Source organism: Dactylosporangium sp. NPDC005572 (assembly GCF_040605515.1).
Classification (GTDB): domain Bacteria; phylum Actinomycetota; class Actinomycetes; order Mycobacteriales; family Micromonosporaceae; genus Dactylosporangium.
The window spans coordinates 50226-69126 of the sequence record NZ_JBEXCY010000022.1 but is presented as its reverse complement, the minus strand read 5'-3'; the positions used below and the strand labels follow the sequence as shown (position 1 = coordinate 69126).

Here is an 18901-nt window from a genome sequence, read left to right as displayed (position 1 = left end):
GGCCTACTGTGCGGTAGGTCACGATCTGCTATAAAGCTGGCGGCCCAGTAGCGGGCGGCCAAATCGAGAGCAACAATGTCAGGCGGCCCAAAAACGGCCACCGCGCGACCCGCATGATCCGCCACCGATGGGGCATGCGACACGCCCAGACGTGCAACCGAGTCACACCGCAGACCAGTATGGTGAGCCGCAACCTGCGATACAGCTAGTCGCCACACGCCAAGCGGATGTATTCCAAGGTCCAACGAGGGGCACACGCGCATGAGCCTGGGTGATACGCCCGCGGTGGCGCGCCGGCGGGTCCGGCTGGCCATCCGCGATGCGCGCAACGCCAAGGGCTTCACGCAGGGCCAGGTCGCCGACGCGATGGACTGGTCCCTGTCGAAGGTCATGCGGATCGAGAGCGGCGAGGTCACGATCTCGCAGAACGACCTGCGCCCGTTGCTGACCTACCTCGGCATCCGCGACCGCGCCGTCGTCGAGTCGCTCGTACTGTCGGCGAAGGCGTCGAAACAACGCCGCCAGTGGTGGGACGAGCCGCGATTTCAAGGCATGCTGACCCCGGCCATGCGGCAGCTCATCGGATTCGAGGCCGAGGCGACCGTTATTCGCCACTTCTACCCGATGTTCTTTCCGGGAGTTCTCCAGACTCGCGAATACGCGAGGGGCATCATGGAGCAGTACAGCCATGAACTGACTCCAAAGGAGATGGACGCCCGTATCGAGGCCCGGATCCGACGCAAGCAGGGGCTCCTGCAACGCCAGCCCCGGCCCAGAATCTTCACCTTGTTGGACGCCTCGGTGCTGCTTCGCACCAATGGCATCGGTGACAACAATCTCGGCAGGCAACTCGCCGAGGTCACCGAGGCCATCAAGGACGGCTGGCTCGCCGCACGGATCTATCCGTTCGACAAGCCGCACCCCGGTATCGGGACATTCGAGATCCTGTACCTCGAGACCGAAGACGTCACCCACGCGGTCCTGTACCGCGAGAGCCTGGTGCTCGACGAGATCGTGGAAGAGGCACCCCGAATCCAGCAGCACCGCGCGCTGTGGGACCGCATGTGGTCGGCCGCCATCAGCGATGCCCGGTCGGCGGAGATGATCTCGGCGCGAGCCGAGGAGCTGCTCGGCACCGACCGGTAATTGAATCTTCGGCCAACTGTCGGCCGGAGTGGGAAAGGGGCCGCCGCCTGCGCGGCGGGCCCGACTGGGAAAGGGTGAGATAGATAGTGCAACCAGCGGACACGCGTCTGGAGTGGCGCAAGAGTGACTTCTGCGGGTCGAGTGCCTGCGTCGAAGTCGCTCAGGACGCCGACTCCTTCCTTGTGCGTGATTCAAAGAACCCGAGCGCGTCGGTGCTTTCCTTCGACCGTGCTGAGTGGGACGCGTTCGTTGCCGGCGTAAAGTCTGGAAACTTCGACTTCCAGTAACTCACCCAGTTGGGCGCGGGGGTGACTTTCCTCGTTGAAAGCCTTTCGCGCTCAACTACCTTCATTCGCTCTCCGGCCGCAGCCCCCCGCCGCGGATCTCGGCCACGAATGCGGCCCACGCACCGGCGTCGAACGCCAGCCGGCCGCCGTCCGGATCAGCAGAGTCCCGGACCAGAAACCTCTCGTCCTGCCGCGCCACCTCGACGCAGGCACCGGTGCCGCATCGTTCGCTTCGCCGCCAGACAATCTCAGCCATGGGCCCTCCCCTGTGTGCCCTAAGACCTGAATCCCCAGCATACGAAGTACCGTGGTTCGCGCCACACGAAAACGCGGGATATGGCACCACGTGAATGCCTCAAAGGCCTACAAAACGGGCAACCCGGAGATGAGTGAGCGCCCGCCGGGAGTAATCCCCAGCGAGCGATCACTATCGATGCCTACAGCGACTGGTTCAGCCTCCTGAAAGCTTCGCCGTAGCCGGCGCGGTCCAGCCGCTGCAGGCTCGCGGCGTTGGCGCGGAACGCACGGAACAGCCCCCGGCGCACGCGGTTGAGCACGAGCATGTTGGCCGACTCGAACAGCGTGACCTCGGCGCCCGCATACGTGGCGCGCAGCGACCACATGATCGGCGTGAACACCCGCAGCGCGCGGCCCGCCACCGGCGGCACCGCGATCACAACGGCTGTCACCACGTAGGCGCCCGGCCCCCCGACCAGCGCCCAGCTGGCCGTCGCACCGGCGACGACCAGCACTCCGGCGGCCAGCCACGCGGGCACGGCCGGACGGATCTCGTTGTGTTCGACGTGGACGTTCTCCAACCCCTCCAGGTCGTAGACCTGGGGGGCCGGTTTCCACACGGCGAAGACGTCGTCGCTGATGACGACGTCGTGGCCCTGGTAGAAGACGGTTGGCATGGTTCCCCCCTCAGCCCCTTCACCAGTATGAGTTAGCCGCGTCACAGATCGCCAGACCACAAAGTGCCATATCGCAACCTGGAGTACGACCACCCGCCGTACCACCCCCTGCACTATGCGTCAACGACACCACGCGTCGCCGCCGGCGGGCAACTGCGTTAGTGGGTAGGCGGCGCCGTGCGGTACGACATGGGTGTCTCGGACATCGTGATCGGGGAGGCGATCGAGCGCCGGCCGTCGAGCTCCACGACCGGGGCCAGGCCCAGCCGCTCGGCCAGCGCGATGGCCTCGGCGATCGAGTTCACCGGGCCGCACGGCACGCCGGCCGCGGTGAGCGCGGCGACCCAGTGCGCCACCGGCTCGGCGGCGAACGCCGCGCCCAGCGCCTCGGCCAGCTCAGGACGGTGGGCGACCCGGGCGGCGTTGGTCGCGAACCGCGGGTCGGCGGCGAGGTCGAGGCCGAGGGCCGCGGACAGCCGCACGAACTGCCCGTCGTTGCCGACCGCGACCGCGAAGGCGCCGTCGGACGCGTCGAACGTCTCGTACGGCGCGATACTCGGATGCCGGTTGCCCATCCGGGACGGCGACGCGCCCGCGTTGAGCACGGCCGAGGCCTGGTTGACCAGACCGGCGAGCAGGCTGCTCAGCAGGTTGACCTCGACCCGCTGGCCACGCCCGGTGCGTTCCCGCACGTACAGCGCCGCCAGAATCCCGGACGTGAGCTGCTGGCCGGCCAGCACGTCCACCAGCGCCACCCCGGCCTTGGTCGGCGGGCCGCCGGGATCACCGGTGATGGACATCAGCCCGCCGACGGCCTGGATCAGGAAGTCGTACCCCGGAGCCGGCTGCCCCCGCCCGAACCCGGTGACGCTGGCGTACACGAGCCGCGGGTTGCCGATCTGCTCATAGCCGAGCCCGAAGCGCTCCATCGTGCCCGGCGCGAAGTTCTCCACCAGCACGTCGGCCCGCCGGGCCAGGTCGAGCGCCGCGTCCCGACCCGCGGGCGACGCCAGGTCGAGCGTCAGCCCGCGTTTGTTGCGGTTGACCGACAGGAAGTACGTCGACTCCCCGGTGGGCGCATACGGCGGGCCCCACGTGCGCGTGTCGTCGCCCGGCCCGGGCCGCTCCACCTTGACCACGTCGGCGCCGAGGTCGCCGAGGGTCATGGTGGCCAGCGGCCCGGCCAGGACGCGCGAGAAGTCCGCGACGAGGATGCCGTCGAGTGCGCCCACCGGCGAAACTTACAGCCGGGCCAGCGCCGCCCGCAGCGGATCGAGCCCGAGCGCGCCGAGGTTGAGCGCGTCGCGGTGGAAGGCCTTGAGGTCGAACGCGGATCCCTTGCGCGCGCGGGCCTCGTCGCGGGCGGCGAGCCAGGCCCGCTCGCCGAGCTTGTAGGACGGCGCCTGGCCGGGCCAGCCGAGGTACCGGTTGAGCTCGAACCGCAGGCTCTTCTCCTCGACCCGGCAGTGCGCGCGCAGGAACTCCCAGCCCAGCTCCGGCGTCCACCGCTCGCCCGGCGCGAAGCCGAACGGGTTGTCGCGGGGGATCTCCAGCTCCAGGTGCATGCCGATGTCGACGATCACGCGGGTCGCGCGGAACGCCTGCCCGTCGAGCATGCCGAGCTTGTCGCCCGGGTCGGAAAGGTAGCCCAGCTCGTCCATCAGCCGCTCGGCGTACAGCGCCCAGCCCTCGCCGTGACCGGAGGACCAGGCGAGAATGCGCCGCCAGCGGTTCAGCAGCTCGGCCCGCACGTAGGTCTGCCCGATCTGGAGGTGATGACCGGGGACGCCCTCGTGGTACACCGTGGTGACCTCGCGCCAGGTCGAGAAGCTGTCGATGCCCTGGGGCACCGCCCACCACATGCGGCCCGGGCGGGAGAAGTCCTCGCTGGGGCCGGTGTAGTAGATGCCGCCGTCGGACGTCGGGGCGAGCATGCACTCGATCGGCTGGACCTGCGGCGGGATGTCGAAGTGCCGGCCGTTGAGCTCCCGGACGGTGGCGTCGGCGAGCTGCTGCATCCAGTCGCGGAACGCCTCCTTGCCCTGGATCGTGCGGGCCGGGTCGGCGTCGAGCGCGGCGACCGCCTCGTCGATCGTGCCGCCCGGCACGATCTTGTCGGCGACCTGGCGCATCTCGCTCTCCAGGCGGGCGAGCTCCTCGAAGCCCCAGGCGTAGGCCTCGTCGAGGTCGACGGTCGCGCCGAGGAAGTAACGGGAGGCGAGCTGGTAGCGCTCACGGCCGGCGGCCTCCTTCGAGCGGCCGAGCGGGGCCAGCTCGCGGCGCAGGAACTCGCCGGTCTCCACGGTCGCCGCGCGGGCGGCCTCGGCGTTGCGGGCCAGCTCCGCGGCGAGCGCCGGGGTGCCGGCGCCGACCCGGGAGGCCAGGTCGGGGTAGAAGTTGTCGCCGTCGGCGTCGGCCCACACCGCACACTGCTTGGCGACCTCGATGATCTGCTTCGCGGGCGCCACCCGGCCCTGCCGCGCCTCGGTCAGCAGCGTCTCGCACCACTCGGCGAGCGCCTTGGGCACCGCGGCGAGCCGGGCCGAGATGTTCGCGGCGGCCTGCTCGCCCTCGGTGGGCATGAGGTCGAAGCAGCTGCGCACCCCGTGCAGGGCGCTGGAGATCACATTGACGTCGCTGGTGATGTCGCCGGCCTCGTAGCGCTCCAGGGCTAATCCGAGGCGCTCCTGCATGGCCTCCTTGGCCACGCGCTCGGACTCGTCGGCGGGCGTCTCGGCGTCGAGCGCGGCGAGGGTGCGCCGGTCGAGGTCGGCGAGGGCGGCGAAGCCGTCGGGTGAAAGATCGGTCAGCTGGTCGTCGTATCCGGCCGCTCCGACGAAGGTCGCCCCGATCGGGTCAAGGGGCGCCCACTGCTCGACATACCGGTTGGCGATGTCATCGATAGATCCCACGCGCCGACCCTACGCGAACCGCCGCCGCGTCGTGGGCCCCGCGCAGGCCAATTCCGAAGCCGTGGCTTGACCTGCACCTGGACGTCCGAAATCCGCGCGACGGGGCGACCGGCGGAGGAGCAGAGTAAGGCCCATGACGAGTCCGGCCCCTGACGCCCCGATGCGCCGCTGGTTGCCCGCGTTCCTCGCGGTGGCCCTGATCTGGGGTACCAGCTTCATGTTCATCAAGGACGCGCTGGTGGAGCTGGAGCCGGTGTACATCGCCGGGTACCGCATCGCGCTGGGTGCGCTCACGCTGCTGGCCTACCTGGCGGTCCGCCGCCTGCCGCTGCCCCGCGGCGTCCGGCTGTGGGCGCACCTGTTCGTGTTCTCGCTGTTCGCGTGCACCATCCCCTTCACACTCTTCGGCTACGCCGAGCAGCGGGTGCCGTCGGTGCTGGCCGGCATCTGGAACGGCACCGCCCCGCTGACCACCCTGCTGGTGACGCTGGTCGCGGTGCGCAGCGAGCGGCCGGGCCGCCGGCAGCTCACCGGCCTGCTCATCGGCTTCGTCGGCGTGCTCGTGGTGCTCGGCGTGTGGGAGGGCGTCGGCGGCAGCTCGGCGCTGGGCCAGCTGATGCTCTTCGGTGCGGTGCTCTGCTACGGCATCGCGTTCAACTACACCCGCTGGCTGATGAAGCACTTCGACGTCACGCCGCTGCAGCTGTCGGTCGGGCAGCTCGTCACGTCGACCCTGCACCTGCTGATCGCCGCGCCCCTGATCGCGGGCGCGCCGCCGGCGCCACTCGGCCACTCGCCGCGCGTCTACCTGGCGGTCGTCGCCCTGGGCGTCTTCGGCACGGGCATCGCCTTCGCACTGAACTTCCACGTCGTGCGGACCGCGGGCGTCACGACCGGCTCGATGGTCACGTACCTGCCGCCGTTCGTGGCGGCGGTCGCCGGCACCGTCTTCCTGGGCGAGACGCTCACCTGGCACCAGCCCGTGGGCGGGCTCATCGTCCTGGCCGGCGTCGGCGCCTCCCAGGGCCTGTTCTCAGCCGTGCGACGCCGCCCACGCGAGCAGGTCGGCCGCCGGCAGCGTATTGACGATGCGCTCAGCCGGGACCCCGCAGGCGACGGCGCGCGCACACCCGTTGGATAGCCAGTCGAGCTGACCCGGGGCGTGCGCGTCGGTGTCGATCGAGAACCGGCAGCCGGTCTCCAGCGCGACCCGCAGCAGCCGCTTGGGCGGGTCGAGCCGCTCCGGCCGCGAGTTGATCTCGATGGCCTTGTCGTGCTCGACCGCCGCGGCGAAGACCGCCGCCGGGTCGAACCGGCTCTCCGGCCGGGTGCCCCGCCCTCCGGTGATGAGCCGGCCCGTGCAGTGGCCCAGGATGTCGAGGTGCGGATTGGCCAGGGCGGTGACCATCCGGCGGGTCATCACCTCGGGCTCGTCCTTGAGGTTGCTGTGCACCGAGCCGACCACGACGTCGAGCCGGGCCAGCAGCTCGTCGGTCTGGTCGAGCGAGCCGTCGGCGAGGATGTCCACCTCGATGCCGGTCAGGATGCGGAACGACATGCCCAGCTCGGCGAAGCCCGCGTTGAGGTCGGCCACCACGCCGAGCTGCTCCTCCAGCCGCTCCGCGGACAGCCCGCGGGCCACGGTGAGGCGCGGCGAGTGGTCGGTGAGCACGAGGTACTCGTGGCCGAGGCCGGCGGCGGTCAGCGCCATCTCGTCGATCGGCGAGCCGCCGTCGGACCAGTCGGAGTGCGCGTGGCAGTCGCCGCGGAGCGCCTCGAGCAGCCCCCGGGTCTCCTCGTCGAGGTCCTGGCCGGCGGTCGCCTCGAGGCGGCGCAGGTAGACCGGCTCCTCGCCGTTGAGCGACTCGACGACGCAGCGGGCGGTCACGTCGCCGACGCCGGCGAGGTCGGTCAGCGTGCCCGCCTTCGCGCGGGCCGCGAGCTCGCCCTCGGGCAGCTTGCCGAGCACGGCTGCGGCGCCCCGGAAGGCGCGGACGCGATAGGTCTTCTCGTGCGCCCGCTCCAGCAGGTACGCAATGCGTCGCAGATCGGCGAGCGGGTCACGAGCGGTCGGCATGCGTCAGACGCTAGTGCTCCGCGATCCGTTGTGCGCAATCACGGTACGGGTGCGGGTCAGCGTCGCGAACGGATTGGCGAACTGCAGTACCAGCGTTTTGAACTCGCCGCCCGCCTTGCAGGTGATCATCAGCAGCTGGTCGCCGCGCCGGACGTCCCAGAAGGTGTCACCGTGCACCCCGGCCGTGATGATGCCGTTGAGATGCACGCCCTTGGCCTTCGCGGGGACCGCGGGCGCCTCGGAGCGTGGCACGATGCGGATCGACTCGATCGTGGCCACCGGCACCTCGATCCGGTCCCGGCGAGTCCACCAGCGATCGAGCCCCTGCGGCTCGATGAGCAGAGCGGTATCCGTGACGGTGAGTTGGAGATGGGTCGGAACCTTCATCAACGCGAGCAGTCCGGCCGCCATCAGGAAGGGGACCGTCGCGAGCGCCAATACGGTGCTCATGAATCCCGAATGTACGCCCGACAACGTCGGGCGTCGGCGCTTTCACAAAACCGAACGGACGAATTCCCCGCGCCCGAGCGGCGCGGCCGGCGCGAAACGGACCATTGATGCGCACCATTGACTGGATTGACGACGCCGTCGTCATCGTCGACCAGACCCGGCTTCCCGGCGAGACGGTCCACCTGCGGCTCACGACCGTGGAGGCGCTCGTCGACGCGATCCAGCGGCTCGCCGTGCGGGGCGCCCCGGCGCTCGGTGTGGCCGGCGCGTTCGGCGTCGCGCTCGCCGCCCGGCAGTATCCGGACCCGGCGGACCTGCGGCGAGCCGTGGACCTGGTGGCGCAGGCCCGGCCGACAGCGGTCAACCTGGCCCGTGGCGCGCACCGGGCCGCATCGCTGCTGCCCTCCTTCGACGCCGTGCTCAACGAGGCAATGAAGCTGCGCGACGAGGAGATCACCAGTTCGGCGGAGATGGCGCGACGCGGCGCCGACCTGGTGCTCGAGCTCTGCGGCCCGGCCCCTCGGCTGCTGACCCACTGCAACACCGGCGGCCTGGCGACGGTCGTCGAGGGAACGGCGCTCGCGGTCGTCTTCGAGCTGCACCGCCGCGGCGCCCTCGCGGGCGTCATCGCGAGCGAGACCCGGCCGCTGCTGCAGGGCGCCCGGCTGACGACGTGGGAGCTGGCCCGGTCCGGCGTCCCGCACCGCCTGGCGGTCGACTCGGCCGGCCCCTTCCTGATGGCCCGCGGCGAGGTGGACGCGGTGATCCTGGGCGCCGACCGCATCTGCGCCAACGGCGACGTGGTGAACAAGGTGGGCAGCTATGCGCACGCCCTGGGCGCCCGGGCGGCCGGCATCCCGTTCATCTGCGTAGCCCCGGAGACGACGGTGGACCCGGACACGCCGAGCGGCGACCGGGTGGAGATCGAGGATCGCGGCGCCGCGGAGGTCGCCGGCGCGACGGCCCCGCCGGGCACGGCGGCGGTGAACCCGGCCTTCGACGTCACCCCGGCCGCCCTGGTGACGGCCATCGTGACCGACACCCGCATCTGGCGCCCGTAGAAAAGAAGAAGCCTCAGGCCGGGCGGACGGCGCGGACGGTCTTGCGGTCGGCCGCGACCGACTCGATCCAGCCGCCGACGCGGCCCAGGCGCAGCAGCACGTCGGCGCGGGCCGGGAGGTCGGCCGTCTCGCCCGGGGCCGGCGGCCAGGCCAGGCGGGCGGTGTGGCCCGGGGTCAGCCACGGCGTCAGGGCGCCGATCGGGTCGGCGCCGTCCAGGATGGCCCGGGCGGCGCTCAGGTCGGCGATGACCGCGTCCAGCGAGGCCAGCACCGCGGCCGCGTTCCCGCCGCACATCGCGGCCGTCAGGTCGGGGCGGGCGGCCGCCACCCGCGTGCCGTCGCGGAAGGAGCCCGCGCCCAGCGTCGCGGCGAGCGGGTCGCTCGCCACCCGGGCCGCGACGGCCGCGGCGACCAGGTGGGGCACGTGGGAGATCGAGGCCACCGCGTGGTCGTGCTCGTCGGCGGTGGCCGGCACCACCCGGGCGCCCAGCGCCGTGACCAGCGCGGCCAGGTCCATCCAGTCGCGCAGGTGGGCGCCGTCCTCGGTCAGGCACAGCACCCAGGCGCAGCCCTCGAACAGCCGCGGGTCGGCGGCGGTGAAGCCGGAGGTCTCCCGGCCGGCCATCGGGTGGCCGCCGATGAACGTCGCCAGCGACTGGCCGCCGGTGCGCAGGCGGTCGGCCGCGAGGTCGCGGACCGGACCCTTCACCGAGGTCACGTCGGTCACCACGCCGACGTATGCGAGCGACGCCAGCTCGTCGAACACCGCCTCGACCGCCGGCAGCGGCACGGCGACGACGACCAGCGAGGCGTCGCGGACGGCGTCGGCGACGGTGCCGGTCACGTGCCAGCGGGCGTTCGCGGGGGCCTGTGCGGCGGCGGTACGGGCGGTGGCGCGCGTTGCCGGATCGGCGTCATATCCGCTGACGCGGTGGCCCTGCACCGCCAGCGCCCGCAGCACCGACCCGCCGATCAGCCCGAGGCCGATCACCGCCACGTTCAACGTCGCATCACCCACTGCGGAACTCTCGCACACCCGCCGGTCACCCGTTCGGCTCGGGACACCCCACCGAACGCCCGGTACGTACCGTTGTTGCCGTAAGCCGGTTCGGGTGATCGCCGCCGGGGGCGGCGTCGCCCGGAAACGGCTCGCCGTCCTCGGCTGATCGGCCGGGCTAAGCTGCATGAGTGGCAGTGAGCGAGTCGCCGTGGAAGGAGCCGGACGCGACCGCCGGCATGCCCACACCCGTGGGCGCCCGGCAGCCGTGGCCCGGTGCCATGGGCCCGCCCGTCGTCGGGCCGCCACCGAAGCTGAGCGAACGGCGGGTGACAGGGCCGATCGGCCCCGCCGGCCCGGCGGTGCCCGCACGGCCGCCGACGCCCGCCGCGCAGTACGGGGCCTGGCAGGGCGCGCTGCGCCCACCCGTCTTCGTCGTGAACCAGCCCCGGCCGACCTACCGCGAGCCGCTCCCCGTGCGCAGCCCGATGGTCACCGCCGGGGCCGCCGTCGGCGCCGCCTGGATGCTGCTGTTCGGGCTGCTCGCCGGCTCGGCCCGGGGGTACATCTGGCTCACCCTCATCGCCGGAATCCTGGCCTGGGGAGCATCGGCGGTGCTCGCCCGCTTCGGCGACCGGGGCGTGGCGGTCGGCGTGGCGATGGCCAGCGGGGTCGCGGTCGCGATCGCCGGGATCGTCGTGGGCTACCGCATGGCCGGCGGCGACTGGGTGCTCTGGTAGGCACGTTCCGTAGCCGGCCGCAGGCACGTTCCGTAGCTGACACGCGGAGTTTGCCGTGCGCTCTTGACGTGGATTCCGGCGCGCATCACTCTCAGCAACATGGCTTTGAGGCTGCAGCGGCTCGACCCCGAGCGGCGTCGCCGGCGGCTCGCGCTGCTGGTGGAACTCGCGGACGCCAAGGCGCTCCGCGAGCGGCTCCATCCCCGCCGGCTGCGGGCCGACCGCCTCCGAGAGCTGATCGCGAACCGGCGACGACTCGCCGACTGAACACATCCGGGGCCCTCCGGCCCAACCAGTGACCCGCTCGAATAGTGTTCACGCGTAACGACGAGCACCGACCGGGGGGACCGTGTCGCACTTCGCTGCCGCTGTCACGCGCGGCGCCGGGAGCTGGGCCGCAGCCGAGCTCGACCTCAGCGGCGTCGCCGACATCGAAGAGATCACCGACCGCCTGCGCGACGCCGATCCGGACGCGGCGGTGTCGCTGCTGTTCGTCGAGTCGGACGACGCCTATCTGGTGATCCTGCGCCTCGACGACGGGGAGGACCTGCGCGTCTTCGGCTCCGATTCGGTGTTCGCCGAGGAGTCGCGGCTCGGGGCCATCCTCCTCGGCGACATCGAGGAGCAGTTGCCGGACATCGCCGCTGCCGACGACGAGGAGGAGGAGCCGGAGGACGAGGACGAGCGCCCGTCTGCGGAGCCCGACATCGAGCCGGTCGGCGACCCGGAGCTGCTGGCCGACCTCGGCATGCCGGGCGGGCGGCTGCTCGAGCTGTGCGCCCAGGAGGGCATGCTGCCGGCCGACCTGACGGCGGAGATCTGCCAGTCGATCGGCGCCGGCGACGAGGTCGAGGAACTGCGCGAGCTCTGAGCGTGGTGCGACGGTGGGAGCCCGCGATGCGGCGGGCCATCGAGGTGGCCTCCGGCGCGGGTGCCGACGTGCCGATCGGCGCCGTGATCCTCGGCCCGGACGGCACCGAGCTCGGCGCCGCCCACAACGAGCGCGAGCTCACCGGCGACCCGACCGCGCACGCCGAACTGCTGGCGCTGCGGCGGGCCGCCGTACCGCTGGACGGTTGGCGCCTGGAGGACTGTGCCCTCGTCGTCACGGTGGAGCCGTGCACGATGTGCGCCGGGGCGATCGTGCTGGCCCGGGTCGGCACCGTCGTGTTCGGCGCGTGGGAGCCGAAGACCGGGGCCGCCGGTTCGCTGTGGGACGTCCTGCGCGACCGGCGGCTCACGCACCGGCCGGAGGTGATCGCCGGGGTGCTGGAGGAGGAGTGCTCAGCCCTGCTGCTCGAGTTCTTCCGCGGGCACCGGCGGGGCGATTAGCACCTGGCAGACGCTGCGGGCGTGGTCGCTCCACGGCGCCGGGCGCAGCGTGCGCGGGTCGAGCTTGACGTTGACCCGCCGGCCCTCGGCGTGGACGGTCTGCCCGTCGGCCGAGACGATCCGGAAGCGGTACACCGCCGAGCTCTCGCCCAGCGACTCCAGCCAGAAGTGCACGCCGATGTCGCCGGTACCGCGGACGGGCGTCCGGTACGAGATCGAGTACTCGGCGACCGCGTGCATGACGTCCGACGTGGTCGGGCGGCCGCCGGCGTAGGAGTGGCCGCGCTCCCCCCACCAGTTGGACAGGGCGCGTTCCAGGAAGACGGCGTAGCGGGCGTTGTGGACGATGCCCATCGCGTCCAGGTCGTCGAAGTGGACGGTGAAGGGCTCGACGTGTCCGACGGCTTCGACAGTGGTCAACTCAACCTCCGGCAGCTTCTCAGTCAGGGAGTAGGTCAGGAGTCGGGCTCAGGCCGCGCAGCCGCACCAGGGCGGCCGTGCGGGCGTAGGTGAGGATCTCGTCCGAGTCGAGCAGCCGCGACTCGTAGACGGCCGCGGTGCCGTGCGCGTTGAGCTCGAACGACAGCTGCGCCGGGTCGACGTCGGCCCGCAGCTCGCCGAGCTCGATCGCCTCGGTGATGAGCCGCTCCAGCAGGACGTGCCAGTCGGCCAGCGCGGCGGTCAGCGCGTCACGGACGGCGCCGGGCCGGGCGACGTACTCGAACTGGGCGTTGCAGAAGAAGCACCCGCCGGGCAGGGCGCCCGAGAAGATGTCGCGCAGGCGGTAGTCGTGCAGCGCCCACAGCCGCCGCAGCCCGCGCGGCTCGTGCAGGGCCGGGCGGATGACGACGTCGGTGAACCGCCGCTGCGCGTGGCCGACCGCGGCGAGCTGGAGCTCCTCCTTGGTCCGCCAGTGCGCGAACAGGCCCGACTTGCTGACCCCGAGCCGGTCGGCGAGCTGGCTGAACGAGAGCCCGTCGAGGCCGGACTCGGTGGCGAGCACCACGGCGGCGTCGAGCGCGGCGGCGCGGGCCCGCTCGCCGCGGACCAAGCGCCCGTCAACGGTCATGCGCTCACGGTACCAACAATGCGACCGACCGGTCGGTTATTTTCTTGTGGGCAGCGTCACCGTCACGGTCAGCCCACCGCCGTCGCGCGGCTTCGCCTCCACGGTGCCGCCATGGGCGACCGCCACCGACCGGACGATCGACAGACCCAGCCCGGTGCCGTTCGCCGAGCCGGTCCGCGACCGCAGCCGGCGGAACGGTTCGAAGAGCCCGGGAATCTCGTACGGCGGGACCACCGGCCCGGTGTTCGAGACCGTCACCCACGTCGGTCCGGTCGAGACCCAGACCTGCCCGCCGGGCACGTTGTAGGCCAGCGCGTTGTCCACGAGGTTCTGCACGACCCGCTCGAGCAGCACCGGGTCGCCGACGGCGGGGGCACTGACGAACGACACGCTGATCGGACGGTCGCCGATGACGTGCCGGGCCACCTCGGCCAGGTCGACCGGGTCGTGCACGGTCAGCGCCTGCTCGGACGCGACCAGCGTGAGCAGCCCGTCGATGAGCCGCTCGTGCCGGGCGTTGACGGCCAGCAGCGTCTCCCCCAGCTGCACCAGCTCCGGCGGCGGGGACGGCCGGCCCAGCGCGACCTCGATCAGCGTCCGGTTGATCGTCAGCGGCGTGCGCAGCTCGTGCGAGGCGTTCGCGGCGAACCGGCGCTGCCCGTCGAAGGCCTGGTCGAGCCGCTCCAGCATGGAGTCGAAGGTGTCGGCGAGCTCCTTGATCTCGTCGGCCGGCCCGTGCAGCGCGATCCGCTCGTGGAGGCTGCCGCCGGCCACCCGGCGGGCGGTCTCGGTGATGCGATGCACCGGACGCAGCGCCCGCTCGGCCATCAGCCAGCCCACCCCGACGCCGATGACGGTCACCAGGCCGAGCGCGATCGAGCCCTGGGTGATGAGCGCGTCGAGGGTGTCCTGCTCGATCCGCTCCTGGCGGGCCTGGAGGTCCTTGAGGATCTCGTTGACCCGGATCGACTGGTCGCCCAGGCCCACCTTGAGCTCGGCCGGCAGGGTCGACACCGAGCCGGCGCTGCGCTGGTGGATGTTCTGCTTGACCAGCACGTACGTCAGCCCGAGCAGGATGGTGCCGCCGACCAGGAAGAGCACGCCGTAGAGCAGGGTGAGCCGGGTCCGGATGCCGAGGTGCCTCATCGGATCTGGTACCCCACGCCGGCGACGGTCTCGACGACCGGCGGATCGCCGAGCTTGCGCCGCAGGGTCATCACCGTCACCCGGAGCACGTTCGTGAACGGGTCGATGTGCTCGTCCCACGCGCGCTCCAGCAGCTGCTCCGCCGAGACCACCGCTCCGTCTGCCCGCAGGAGCTCCTCCAGTACCGCGAACTCCTTGCGGGTCAGGGCAACGTAGTGCCCGCCGCGGAAGACCTCGCGCCGGTTCGGGTCGAGGCGCAGGTCCCCGCGCTCCAGCACCGGCGGGGTGGCGGCCCGGGCCCGCCGGCCCAGCGCCCGCACCCGGGCGACGAGCTCGGCGAACGCGAACGGCTTGCCCAGGTAGTCGTCGGCGCCCAGGGACAGCCCGTCGACCCGGTCGGCCACCGCCGACGCGGCCGTGAGCATGAGGATCCGCGTCTCCGGCATGGCGCTCGCCACCTGGCGGCACACCTCGTCGCCGTGCACCTCGGGCAGGTCGCGGTCGAGGACCACCACGTCGTACTCGTTGACGCCGAGCCGCTGGAGCGCGCCGTCACCGTCGTAGGCGACGTCGACCGCGAACGACTCCCGCCGGAGCCCCTCCGCGACCGCGTCGGCCAGCAGCTGTTCGTCTTCCACCACGAGAACCCGCACGCCGTCCATGGTGCCGCCACCGGCTGTAAGCGCGGGATAAGGTGCCCGGCTGACGACCGTCTTATGGCCGCTGCCCTGCACTGTCGGGCATGAAGACGACCATTGTGGTTCTGACGTTGCTCCTGCTGGCGGCGTGTTCGTCGGGGGAGAAGCCGTCGGTCGCGACCGCCGGTGGCGATGCCGCCGCGTCGGCCTCCCCGTCCGCCGACAAGGCCGAGGCCAACCGCCGGTTCGCCAAGTGCATGCGGGAGCACGGCGTCGACATGCCCGACCCCGGCCCCGACGGCAACATCGAGATCGCGCCGGGCGCCGACCGCTCGAAGGTGCTCGCGGCGAGCGAGGCCTGCCAGGAGTTCCTGCCCAACGGCGGGTCACTGCAGAACCTCTCGCCCGAGCAGCTGGAGCAGGCCCGGGCCTTCGCCAAGTGCATGCGCGAGCACGGCGTCGACATGCCCGATCCCGACCCGGACACCGGGCTCAGCTCGTTCCTGAAGAGCGACATCGACGTCAACAGCCCGGCCTTCAAGGCGGCGGCCGAGGCGTGCAAGGGGACGGTGGGCCGGTGAGGCGCCGCTGGCTTCTGCTGGGGGTGCCCGTCGTTCTCGCCGGCGCGATCTTCTATCCGCGGCACGCCGATCCGGTGCCTCCGGCCAAGCCGTCGACCACGAAGATCACCCGGGGAACGCTGACCACGACCGAGGATGTGGACGGGACCCTCGGCTTCGGGACGGCTACGACCGTCGTCGGGCGGCTGCCGGGCATGATCACCGGGCTGCCGGGAGAGGGCTCCACGGTGCAGCGCGGGCAGCAGTTGTACCGCGTGGACGGCGGGCCGGTGCTCCTCTGGTACGGGACGGCCCCGCTGTACCGCCCGCTGAAGCCCGGCGACGAGGGCGCGGACGTCGCCATGTTCGAGGCCGGGCTGGCGGCGCTGGGATACAAGGGGTTCACGGCCGACGACTCCTACACCTCGGCCACCGCCGACGTGGTGCGCGACTGGCAGGAGTCGCTGGGGCTGCCCCGGACCGGGACGGTCGAGGTCGGCCGGATCGTCGTCGCGCCGGCCGCGGTCCGCGTCGGCCAGGTCCGGGCCCACCTCGGCGACAACGCCACGACGGCGGTTCTCGACTGGACCGGCTCGGCCCGCGTGGTGACGGTGAAGCTCGACGTCACCAAGCAGGAGCTCGCGTCGGTCGGGGACGTGGCCGAGGTACGACTGCCCAATGACACCGTCGTCGACGGCACCATCAGCGCGATCGGCGCGGTCGCCACCGCGACGGTCCAGGGCAACACCACGACCGTGACCGTGGACGTCACCGTGACCCTGGCCGCGCAGGACAGGCTGGGCACGTACGACGCCGCGCCGGTCGACGTGACCCTCGTGTCGGAGTCCCGCGAGAACGTCCTGACCGTGCCGGTCGCCGCGCTCGTCGCGCTCGCCGAGGGCGGCTACGGCCTGCAGCTCGTCGACGACGCCGGCGGCGTGCGCACCGTCGCGGTGAAGACGGGCCTGTTCGCCGCCGGCCGGGTCGAGGTCTCCGGCGCCGACCTGTCCGAAGGCCTGACCGTCGGGGTGGCCGGATGATCTCCCTGCGTGATGTGCGGAAGGTGTACCCCGGGGGCGTCACGGCGCTGGACGGCGTCGACCTCGACGTCGCGGCCGGGGAGATGGTCGCCGTCGTCGGGCCGTCCGGCTCGGGGAAGTCGACGATGCTGCACCTCATCGGCACGCTCGACCGCCCCTCCTCCGGGACGGTGTCCGTCGCCGGGCAGGACGTCGCCGCGCTCGGTGACGCCGGGCTGAGCCGGCTGCGGGCCACCGCGATCGGCTTCGTGTTCCAGCAGTTCCACCTGGCGGCCGGGGTACCGGCGCTGGACAACGTGGCCGACGGGCTGCTGTATTCGGGCGTGCCGCTCCGCGACCGCCGGCGCCGTGCGGCCGCGGCGCTGGAGCGGGTCGGGCTGGCCCACCGCGTCGACCACCGGCCGCACCAGCTCTCCGGCGGCGAGCGGCAGCGGGTCGCGGTGGCGCGGGCGCTGGTCGGATCGCCGCCGGTGCTGCTCGCCGACGAGCCGACGGGGAACCTGGACTCGGTTTCCGGTCGCGTCGTGCTGGACCTGCTCCTGTCGCTGGAGGGGACGACGGTCGTGATGATCACTCACGACCGGGAGATCGCCGCCGCGCTGCCCCGCCGGGTCGAGATGCGCGACGGAAGGATCGTCGGATGAGGCTGTCGTTCTGGGACGTCGTGCGGGTCGGCGGGTCCGGCCTGCGGACGCGGCCGCTGCGGGTCGTGCTGTCGGCCCTCGGCATCGCGATCGGCATCGCGGCGATGGTGGCCGTGGTCGGGATCTCCACGTCCAGCCGTGCGCAACTCTCACGGGAGCTGGACGCCCTCGGTACCAACCTGCTGACCGCCGGACCCGGCAAGACTTTCTTCGGCGACTCCTCGCACCTGCCCTCCTCGGCGGAGGCGATGGTCGCCCGCATCGGCCCGGTGACCTCGGTGTCCGCGACCGGCCAGGTCAAGACCGCCCGGGTGTACCGCACCGACCGCATCCCGGCCGCCGAGTCGGGCGGCATCGCGGTGCTGGCCGCGCGGCCCGGCCTGCTGGGCACGGTCGGCGCGAGCATGCAGGCCGGCACCTGGCTGACCGCGCCCACCTACCCGACCGTCGTGCTGGGCTCCAAGGCGGCGACCCTGCTCGGCCTGCGGAACGGCTTGGGCCTGTCGGTCTGGCTCGGCGACCGCTGGTTCACCGTCGTCGGAATCCTCGCCCCGGCACCGCTGGCGCCCGCCCTCGACACCGCCGCGCTCATCGGCTGGCCGGTGGCCGAGCAGGTCCTGGGCTTCGACGGGTACGCGACGACGATCTACGCCCGCGCCCGCGACGACGCCGTCACCGCGGTCGCCGACGTCCTCGCCGCCACCGCGAACCCGTCGGCGCCCAACGAGGTGCAGGTCTCGCGCCCCTCCGACGCCCTGGCCGCCCGCGAGGCGACCGACGCGACGTTCACCGGCCTGCTCCTCGGCCTCGGCGCGGTGGCCCTGCTCGTCGGCGGCGTCGGGGTGGCCAACACGATGGTCATCTCGGTGCTCGAACGGCGCGCCGAGATCGGCCTGCGTCGCTCACTCGGGGCGACGCGCGGCCAGATCCGGCTCCAGTTCCTGACCGAGTCGCTGCTGCTGTCTTTCCTTGGCGGCCTGGCCGGCGTGCTGCTCGGCGTGCTGGTCACGCTGTCCTACGCGGCTTGGCGGGACTGGCTGTTCGCCGTGCCGCTGTGGGTGCCGGTCGGGGTGTTTGCCGTGACGCTGCTCGTCGGCGCAGTGGCGGGCCTCTACCCGGCCGTCCGGGCGGCCCGCCTCTCCCCCACCGTGGCGCTGGCGGCTAGCTGATGATCGTCCGTAGCGCGACCTCGACCATCTGCCCGAAGGTCTGCTCCCGCTCCTGGGCGGTGGTCCGCTCGCCGGTCTTGATGTGGTCGCTGACGGTCAGCAGCGTCAGCGCCTTGGCCCCGAACCGCGCGGCGATGGTGTAGATGGCCGCGGACTCCATCTCGACGGCGAGGACCCCGTAGTCGGCGAGACGATCGTAGAGGTCGGGCCGGTCGGTGTAGAACGCGTCGGCGGCCAGGATCGGCCCGACCTGCATCTCGATGCCCTGCTGCCGCGCGACGTCGACGGCCGTGCGCAGCAGCTCGAAGTCCGCCACCGGCGCGTAGTCGATGAGCCCGTCGAACCGCTGCCGGTTCATCATGGAGTCGGTGCTGGACCCGATGGCGGCCACCACGTCCCGCAGCTTGAGCGACTCGACGATCGCCCCGCAGCTGCCGACCCGGATCAGCTTCCTGACCCCGTAGTCGTTGATCAGCTCGTGGGTGTAGATGCTGGCGCTGGGCATGCCCATGCCCGACCCCTGGACGGACACCTCGACCCCGTCATAGGTCCCGGTGAACCCGAGCATGTTCCGCACGGTCGAGTAGCAACGGGCGTCTTTGAGGAAGGTTTCGGCGATCCACTTGGCCCGGAGGGGGTCGCCGGGCAGCAGGACCCGCTCAGCGATGTCACCGGCCTGGGCCCCGATGTGCGTGCTCATACCCCTGATCCTGCCAAAT

At 72.0% G+C, this 18901-nt stretch carries 24 protein-coding genes; 12 read left to right on the top strand and 12 right to left on the bottom strand.

Annotated features, from left to right (window positions below; genetic code table 11):
- Nucleotides 1-261: 261 nt before the first annotated feature.
- Nucleotides 262-1146: a helix-turn-helix transcriptional regulator gene (locus tag ABZS66_RS14255; protein WP_354757551.1), complete on the top strand. Its 885-nt coding sequence runs from the start codon at nucleotides 262-264 to the stop codon at nucleotides 1144-1146.
- Nucleotides 1147-1232: 86 nt separating this feature from the next.
- Nucleotides 1233-1433 (top strand): DUF397 domain-containing protein, encoded by a 201-nt coding sequence (locus ABZS66_RS14250; protein WP_354757550.1) that lies wholly within the window; start codon nucleotides 1233-1235, stop codon nucleotides 1431-1433.
- Between the two features lie 61 nt (nucleotides 1434-1494).
- Here ABZS66_RS14250 and ABZS66_RS14245 read toward each other — a convergent pair whose 3' ends face one another.
- The 4 genes from ABZS66_RS14245 to ABZS66_RS14230 form a co-directional block, all read right to left on the bottom strand.
- Entirely contained in the window at nucleotides 1495-1689 is a 195-nt protein-coding gene (locus ABZS66_RS14245; RefSeq protein ID WP_354757549.1) for a DUF397 domain-containing protein, read from the bottom strand.
- A 181-nt stretch (nucleotides 1690-1870) separates the two neighbouring features.
- Complete coding sequence (locus ABZS66_RS14240) at nucleotides 1871-2347, bottom strand: DUF6232 family protein (protein ID WP_354757548.1); 477 nt, start codon at nucleotides 2345-2347, stop codon at nucleotides 1871-1873.
- 158 nt (nucleotides 2348-2505) lie between these two features.
- Nucleotides 2506-3579 carry a CoA transferase gene (locus tag ABZS66_RS14235; protein ID WP_354757547.1) on the bottom strand — a complete coding sequence of 358 codons (1074 nt, stop codon included), beginning with the start codon at nucleotides 3577-3579 and terminating at the stop codon, nucleotides 2506-2508.
- A 9-nt stretch (nucleotides 3580-3588) separates the two neighbouring features.
- Entirely contained in the window at nucleotides 3589-5259 is a 1671-nt protein-coding gene (locus ABZS66_RS14230; RefSeq protein ID WP_354757546.1) for a DUF885 domain-containing protein, read from the bottom strand.
- Nucleotides 5260-5392: 133 nt separating this feature from the next.
- On the opposite strand from ABZS66_RS14230, the gene ABZS66_RS14225 reads away from it, so the two are divergent.
- Nucleotides 5393-6400 carry a DMT family transporter gene (locus ABZS66_RS14225; protein ID WP_354757545.1) on the top strand — a complete coding sequence of 336 codons (1008 nt, stop codon included), beginning with the start codon at nucleotides 5393-5395 and terminating at the stop codon, nucleotides 6398-6400.
- On the opposite strand, the gene ABZS66_RS14220 is transcribed toward ABZS66_RS14225, so the two are convergent.
- Nucleotides 6293-7336, bottom strand: a complete 1044-nt coding sequence (locus ABZS66_RS14220) for a PHP domain-containing protein (RefSeq protein WP_354757544.1) — start codon at nucleotides 7334-7336, stop codon at nucleotides 6293-6295. The genes ABZS66_RS14225 and ABZS66_RS14220 overlap by 108 nt on opposite strands.
- A gap of 3 nt (nucleotides 7337-7339) precedes the next feature.
- Entirely contained in the window at nucleotides 7340-7786 is a 447-nt protein-coding gene (locus tag ABZS66_RS14215; protein ID WP_354757543.1) for a hypothetical protein, read from the bottom strand.
- Between the two features lie 107 nt (nucleotides 7787-7893).
- On the opposite strand from ABZS66_RS14215, the gene mtnA reads away from it, so the two are divergent.
- Nucleotides 7894-8847: an S-methyl-5-thioribose-1-phosphate isomerase gene (gene mtnA / locus ABZS66_RS14210; RefSeq protein ID WP_354757542.1), complete on the top strand. Its 954-nt coding sequence runs from the start codon at nucleotides 7894-7896 to the stop codon at nucleotides 8845-8847.
- A 13-nt stretch (nucleotides 8848-8860) separates the two neighbouring features.
- On the opposite strand, the gene ABZS66_RS14205 is transcribed toward mtnA, so the two are convergent.
- Nucleotides 8861-9865, bottom strand: coding sequence for a prephenate dehydrogenase/arogenate dehydrogenase family protein (locus tag ABZS66_RS14205; protein WP_354757541.1), 1005 nt, complete (start codon nucleotides 9863-9865; stop codon nucleotides 8861-8863).
- A gap of 170 nt (nucleotides 9866-10035) precedes the next feature.
- Between ABZS66_RS14205 and ABZS66_RS14200 the strand changes: the two genes are divergently transcribed.
- From ABZS66_RS14200 to ABZS66_RS14185, 4 genes are all read left to right on the top strand, one after another.
- The gene (locus ABZS66_RS14200; RefSeq protein ID WP_354757540.1) at nucleotides 10036-10584 is read left to right on the top strand and encodes a hypothetical protein; all 549 of its coding nucleotides are present in this window, start codon (nucleotides 10036-10038) and stop codon (nucleotides 10582-10584) included.
- A gap of 99 nt (nucleotides 10585-10683) precedes the next feature.
- Nucleotides 10684-10851, top strand: coding sequence for a hypothetical protein (locus ABZS66_RS14195; protein WP_354757539.1), 168 nt, complete (start codon nucleotides 10684-10686; stop codon nucleotides 10849-10851).
- Between the two features lie 82 nt (nucleotides 10852-10933).
- Nucleotides 10934-11455, top strand: a complete 522-nt coding sequence (locus ABZS66_RS14190; RefSeq protein ID WP_354757538.1) for a tRNA adenosine deaminase-associated protein — start codon at nucleotides 10934-10936, stop codon at nucleotides 11453-11455.
- A 5-nt stretch (nucleotides 11456-11460) separates the two neighbouring features.
- A complete protein-coding gene (locus tag ABZS66_RS14185; RefSeq protein WP_354757577.1) occupies nucleotides 11461-11916 on the top strand; it encodes a nucleoside deaminase in 456 nt (151 codons plus the stop codon).
- On the opposite strand, the gene ABZS66_RS14180 is transcribed toward ABZS66_RS14185, so the two are convergent.
- From ABZS66_RS14180 to ABZS66_RS14165, 4 genes are read right to left on the bottom strand one after another with little or no spacing between them, the layout of a single operon-like run.
- On the bottom strand, nucleotides 11869-12336 hold the full coding sequence (locus ABZS66_RS14180) for a thioesterase family protein (RefSeq protein ID WP_354757537.1): 468 nt from the start codon (nucleotides 12334-12336) through the stop codon (nucleotides 11869-11871). The two genes, ABZS66_RS14185 and ABZS66_RS14180, sit on opposite strands and share 48 nt — an antisense overlap.
- 19 nt (nucleotides 12337-12355) lie before the next feature.
- The gene (locus tag ABZS66_RS14175) at nucleotides 12356-12985 is read right to left on the bottom strand and encodes a TetR/AcrR family transcriptional regulator (RefSeq protein ID WP_354757536.1); all 630 of its coding nucleotides are present in this window, start codon (nucleotides 12983-12985) and stop codon (nucleotides 12356-12358) included.
- 36 nt (nucleotides 12986-13021) lie between these two features.
- Complete coding sequence (locus ABZS66_RS14170) at nucleotides 13022-14131, bottom strand: ATP-binding protein (RefSeq protein ID WP_354757535.1); 1110 nt, start codon at nucleotides 14129-14131, stop codon at nucleotides 13022-13024.
- Nucleotides 14128-14784: a response regulator transcription factor gene (locus ABZS66_RS14165; RefSeq protein ID WP_354757534.1), complete on the bottom strand. Its 657-nt coding sequence runs from the start codon at nucleotides 14782-14784 to the stop codon at nucleotides 14128-14130. Before ABZS66_RS14165 ends, ABZS66_RS14170 begins: the two co-directional genes overlap by 4 nt.
- Before the next feature lie 89 nt (nucleotides 14785-14873).
- Here ABZS66_RS14165 and ABZS66_RS14160 point away from each other — a divergent pair, with 89 nt between their 5' ends.
- Genes ABZS66_RS14160 through ABZS66_RS14145 form a run of 4 tightly spaced genes read left to right on the top strand, consistent with a single transcriptional unit; the run spans nucleotide 14874 to nucleotide 18182 of the window.
- Nucleotides 14874-15350 carry a hypothetical protein gene (locus ABZS66_RS14160; RefSeq protein ID WP_354757533.1) on the top strand — a complete coding sequence of 159 codons (477 nt, stop codon included), beginning with the start codon at nucleotides 14874-14876 and terminating at the stop codon, nucleotides 15348-15350.
- Nucleotides 15347-16369 carry a peptidoglycan-binding protein gene (locus tag ABZS66_RS14155; protein WP_354757532.1) on the top strand — a complete coding sequence of 341 codons (1023 nt, stop codon included), beginning with the start codon at nucleotides 15347-15349 and terminating at the stop codon, nucleotides 16367-16369. Before ABZS66_RS14160 ends, ABZS66_RS14155 begins: the two co-directional genes overlap by 4 nt.
- Nucleotides 16366-17013 (top strand): ABC transporter ATP-binding protein, encoded by a 648-nt coding sequence (locus ABZS66_RS14150; RefSeq protein ID WP_354757531.1) that lies wholly within the window; start codon nucleotides 16366-16368, stop codon nucleotides 17011-17013. The genes ABZS66_RS14155 and ABZS66_RS14150 overlap by 4 nt, the downstream gene beginning before the upstream one ends.
- Nucleotides 17010-18182 carry an ABC transporter permease gene (locus ABZS66_RS14145; RefSeq protein WP_354757530.1) on the top strand — a complete coding sequence of 391 codons (1173 nt, stop codon included), beginning with the start codon at nucleotides 17010-17012 and terminating at the stop codon, nucleotides 18180-18182. The genes ABZS66_RS14150 and ABZS66_RS14145 overlap by 4 nt, the downstream gene beginning before the upstream one ends.
- Here ABZS66_RS14145 and deoD read toward each other — a convergent pair.
- A complete protein-coding gene (deoD, locus tag ABZS66_RS14140; RefSeq protein WP_354757529.1) occupies nucleotides 18175-18882 on the bottom strand; it encodes a purine-nucleoside phosphorylase in 708 nt (235 codons plus the stop codon). The genes ABZS66_RS14145 and deoD overlap by 8 nt on opposite strands.
- Nucleotides 18883-18901 lie beyond the last annotated feature (19 nt).

Coding starts and splice junctions, on each gene's coding strand:
- ABZS66_RS14255 (WP_354757551.1), top strand. CDS start 262: ATGAGCCTGGGTGATACGCCCGCGGTGGCGCGCCGGCGGGTCCGGCTG.
- ABZS66_RS14245 (WP_354757549.1), bottom strand. CDS start 1,689: ATGGCTGAGATTGTCTGGCGGCGAAGCGAACGATGCGGCACCGGTGCC.
- ABZS66_RS14240 (WP_354757548.1), bottom strand. CDS start 2,347: ATGCCAACCGTCTTCTACCAGGGCCACGACGTCGTCATCAGCGACGAC.
- ABZS66_RS14225 (WP_354757545.1), top strand. CDS start 5,393: ATGACGAGTCCGGCCCCTGACGCCCCGATGCGCCGCTGGTTGCCCGCG.
- ABZS66_RS14220 (WP_354757544.1), bottom strand. CDS start 7,336: ATGCCGACCGCTCGTGACCCGCTCGCCGATCTGCGACGCATTGCGTAC.
- ABZS66_RS14215 (WP_354757543.1), bottom strand. CDS start 7,786: ATGAGCACCGTATTGGCGCTCGCGACGGTCCCCTTCCTGATGGCGGCC.
- mtnA (WP_354757542.1), top strand. CDS start 7,894: ATGCGCACCATTGACTGGATTGACGACGCCGTCGTCATCGTCGACCAG.
- ABZS66_RS14195 (WP_354757539.1), top strand. CDS start 10,684: ATGGCTTTGAGGCTGCAGCGGCTCGACCCCGAGCGGCGTCGCCGGCGG.
- ABZS66_RS14175 (WP_354757536.1), bottom strand. CDS start 12,985: ATGACCGTTGACGGGCGCTTGGTCCGCGGCGAGCGGGCCCGCGCCGCC.
- ABZS66_RS14170 (WP_354757535.1), bottom strand. CDS start 14,131: ATGAGGCACCTCGGCATCCGGACCCGGCTCACCCTGCTCTACGGCGTG.
- ABZS66_RS14160 (WP_354757533.1), top strand. CDS start 14,874: ATGAAGACGACCATTGTGGTTCTGACGTTGCTCCTGCTGGCGGCGTGT.
- ABZS66_RS14150 (WP_354757531.1), top strand. CDS start 16,366: ATGATCTCCCTGCGTGATGTGCGGAAGGTGTACCCCGGGGGCGTCACG.
- ABZS66_RS14145 (WP_354757530.1), top strand. CDS start 17,010: ATGAGGCTGTCGTTCTGGGACGTCGTGCGGGTCGGCGGGTCCGGCCTG.
- deoD (WP_354757529.1), bottom strand. CDS start 18,882: ATGAGCACGCACATCGGGGCCCAGGCCGGTGACATCGCTGAGCGGGTC.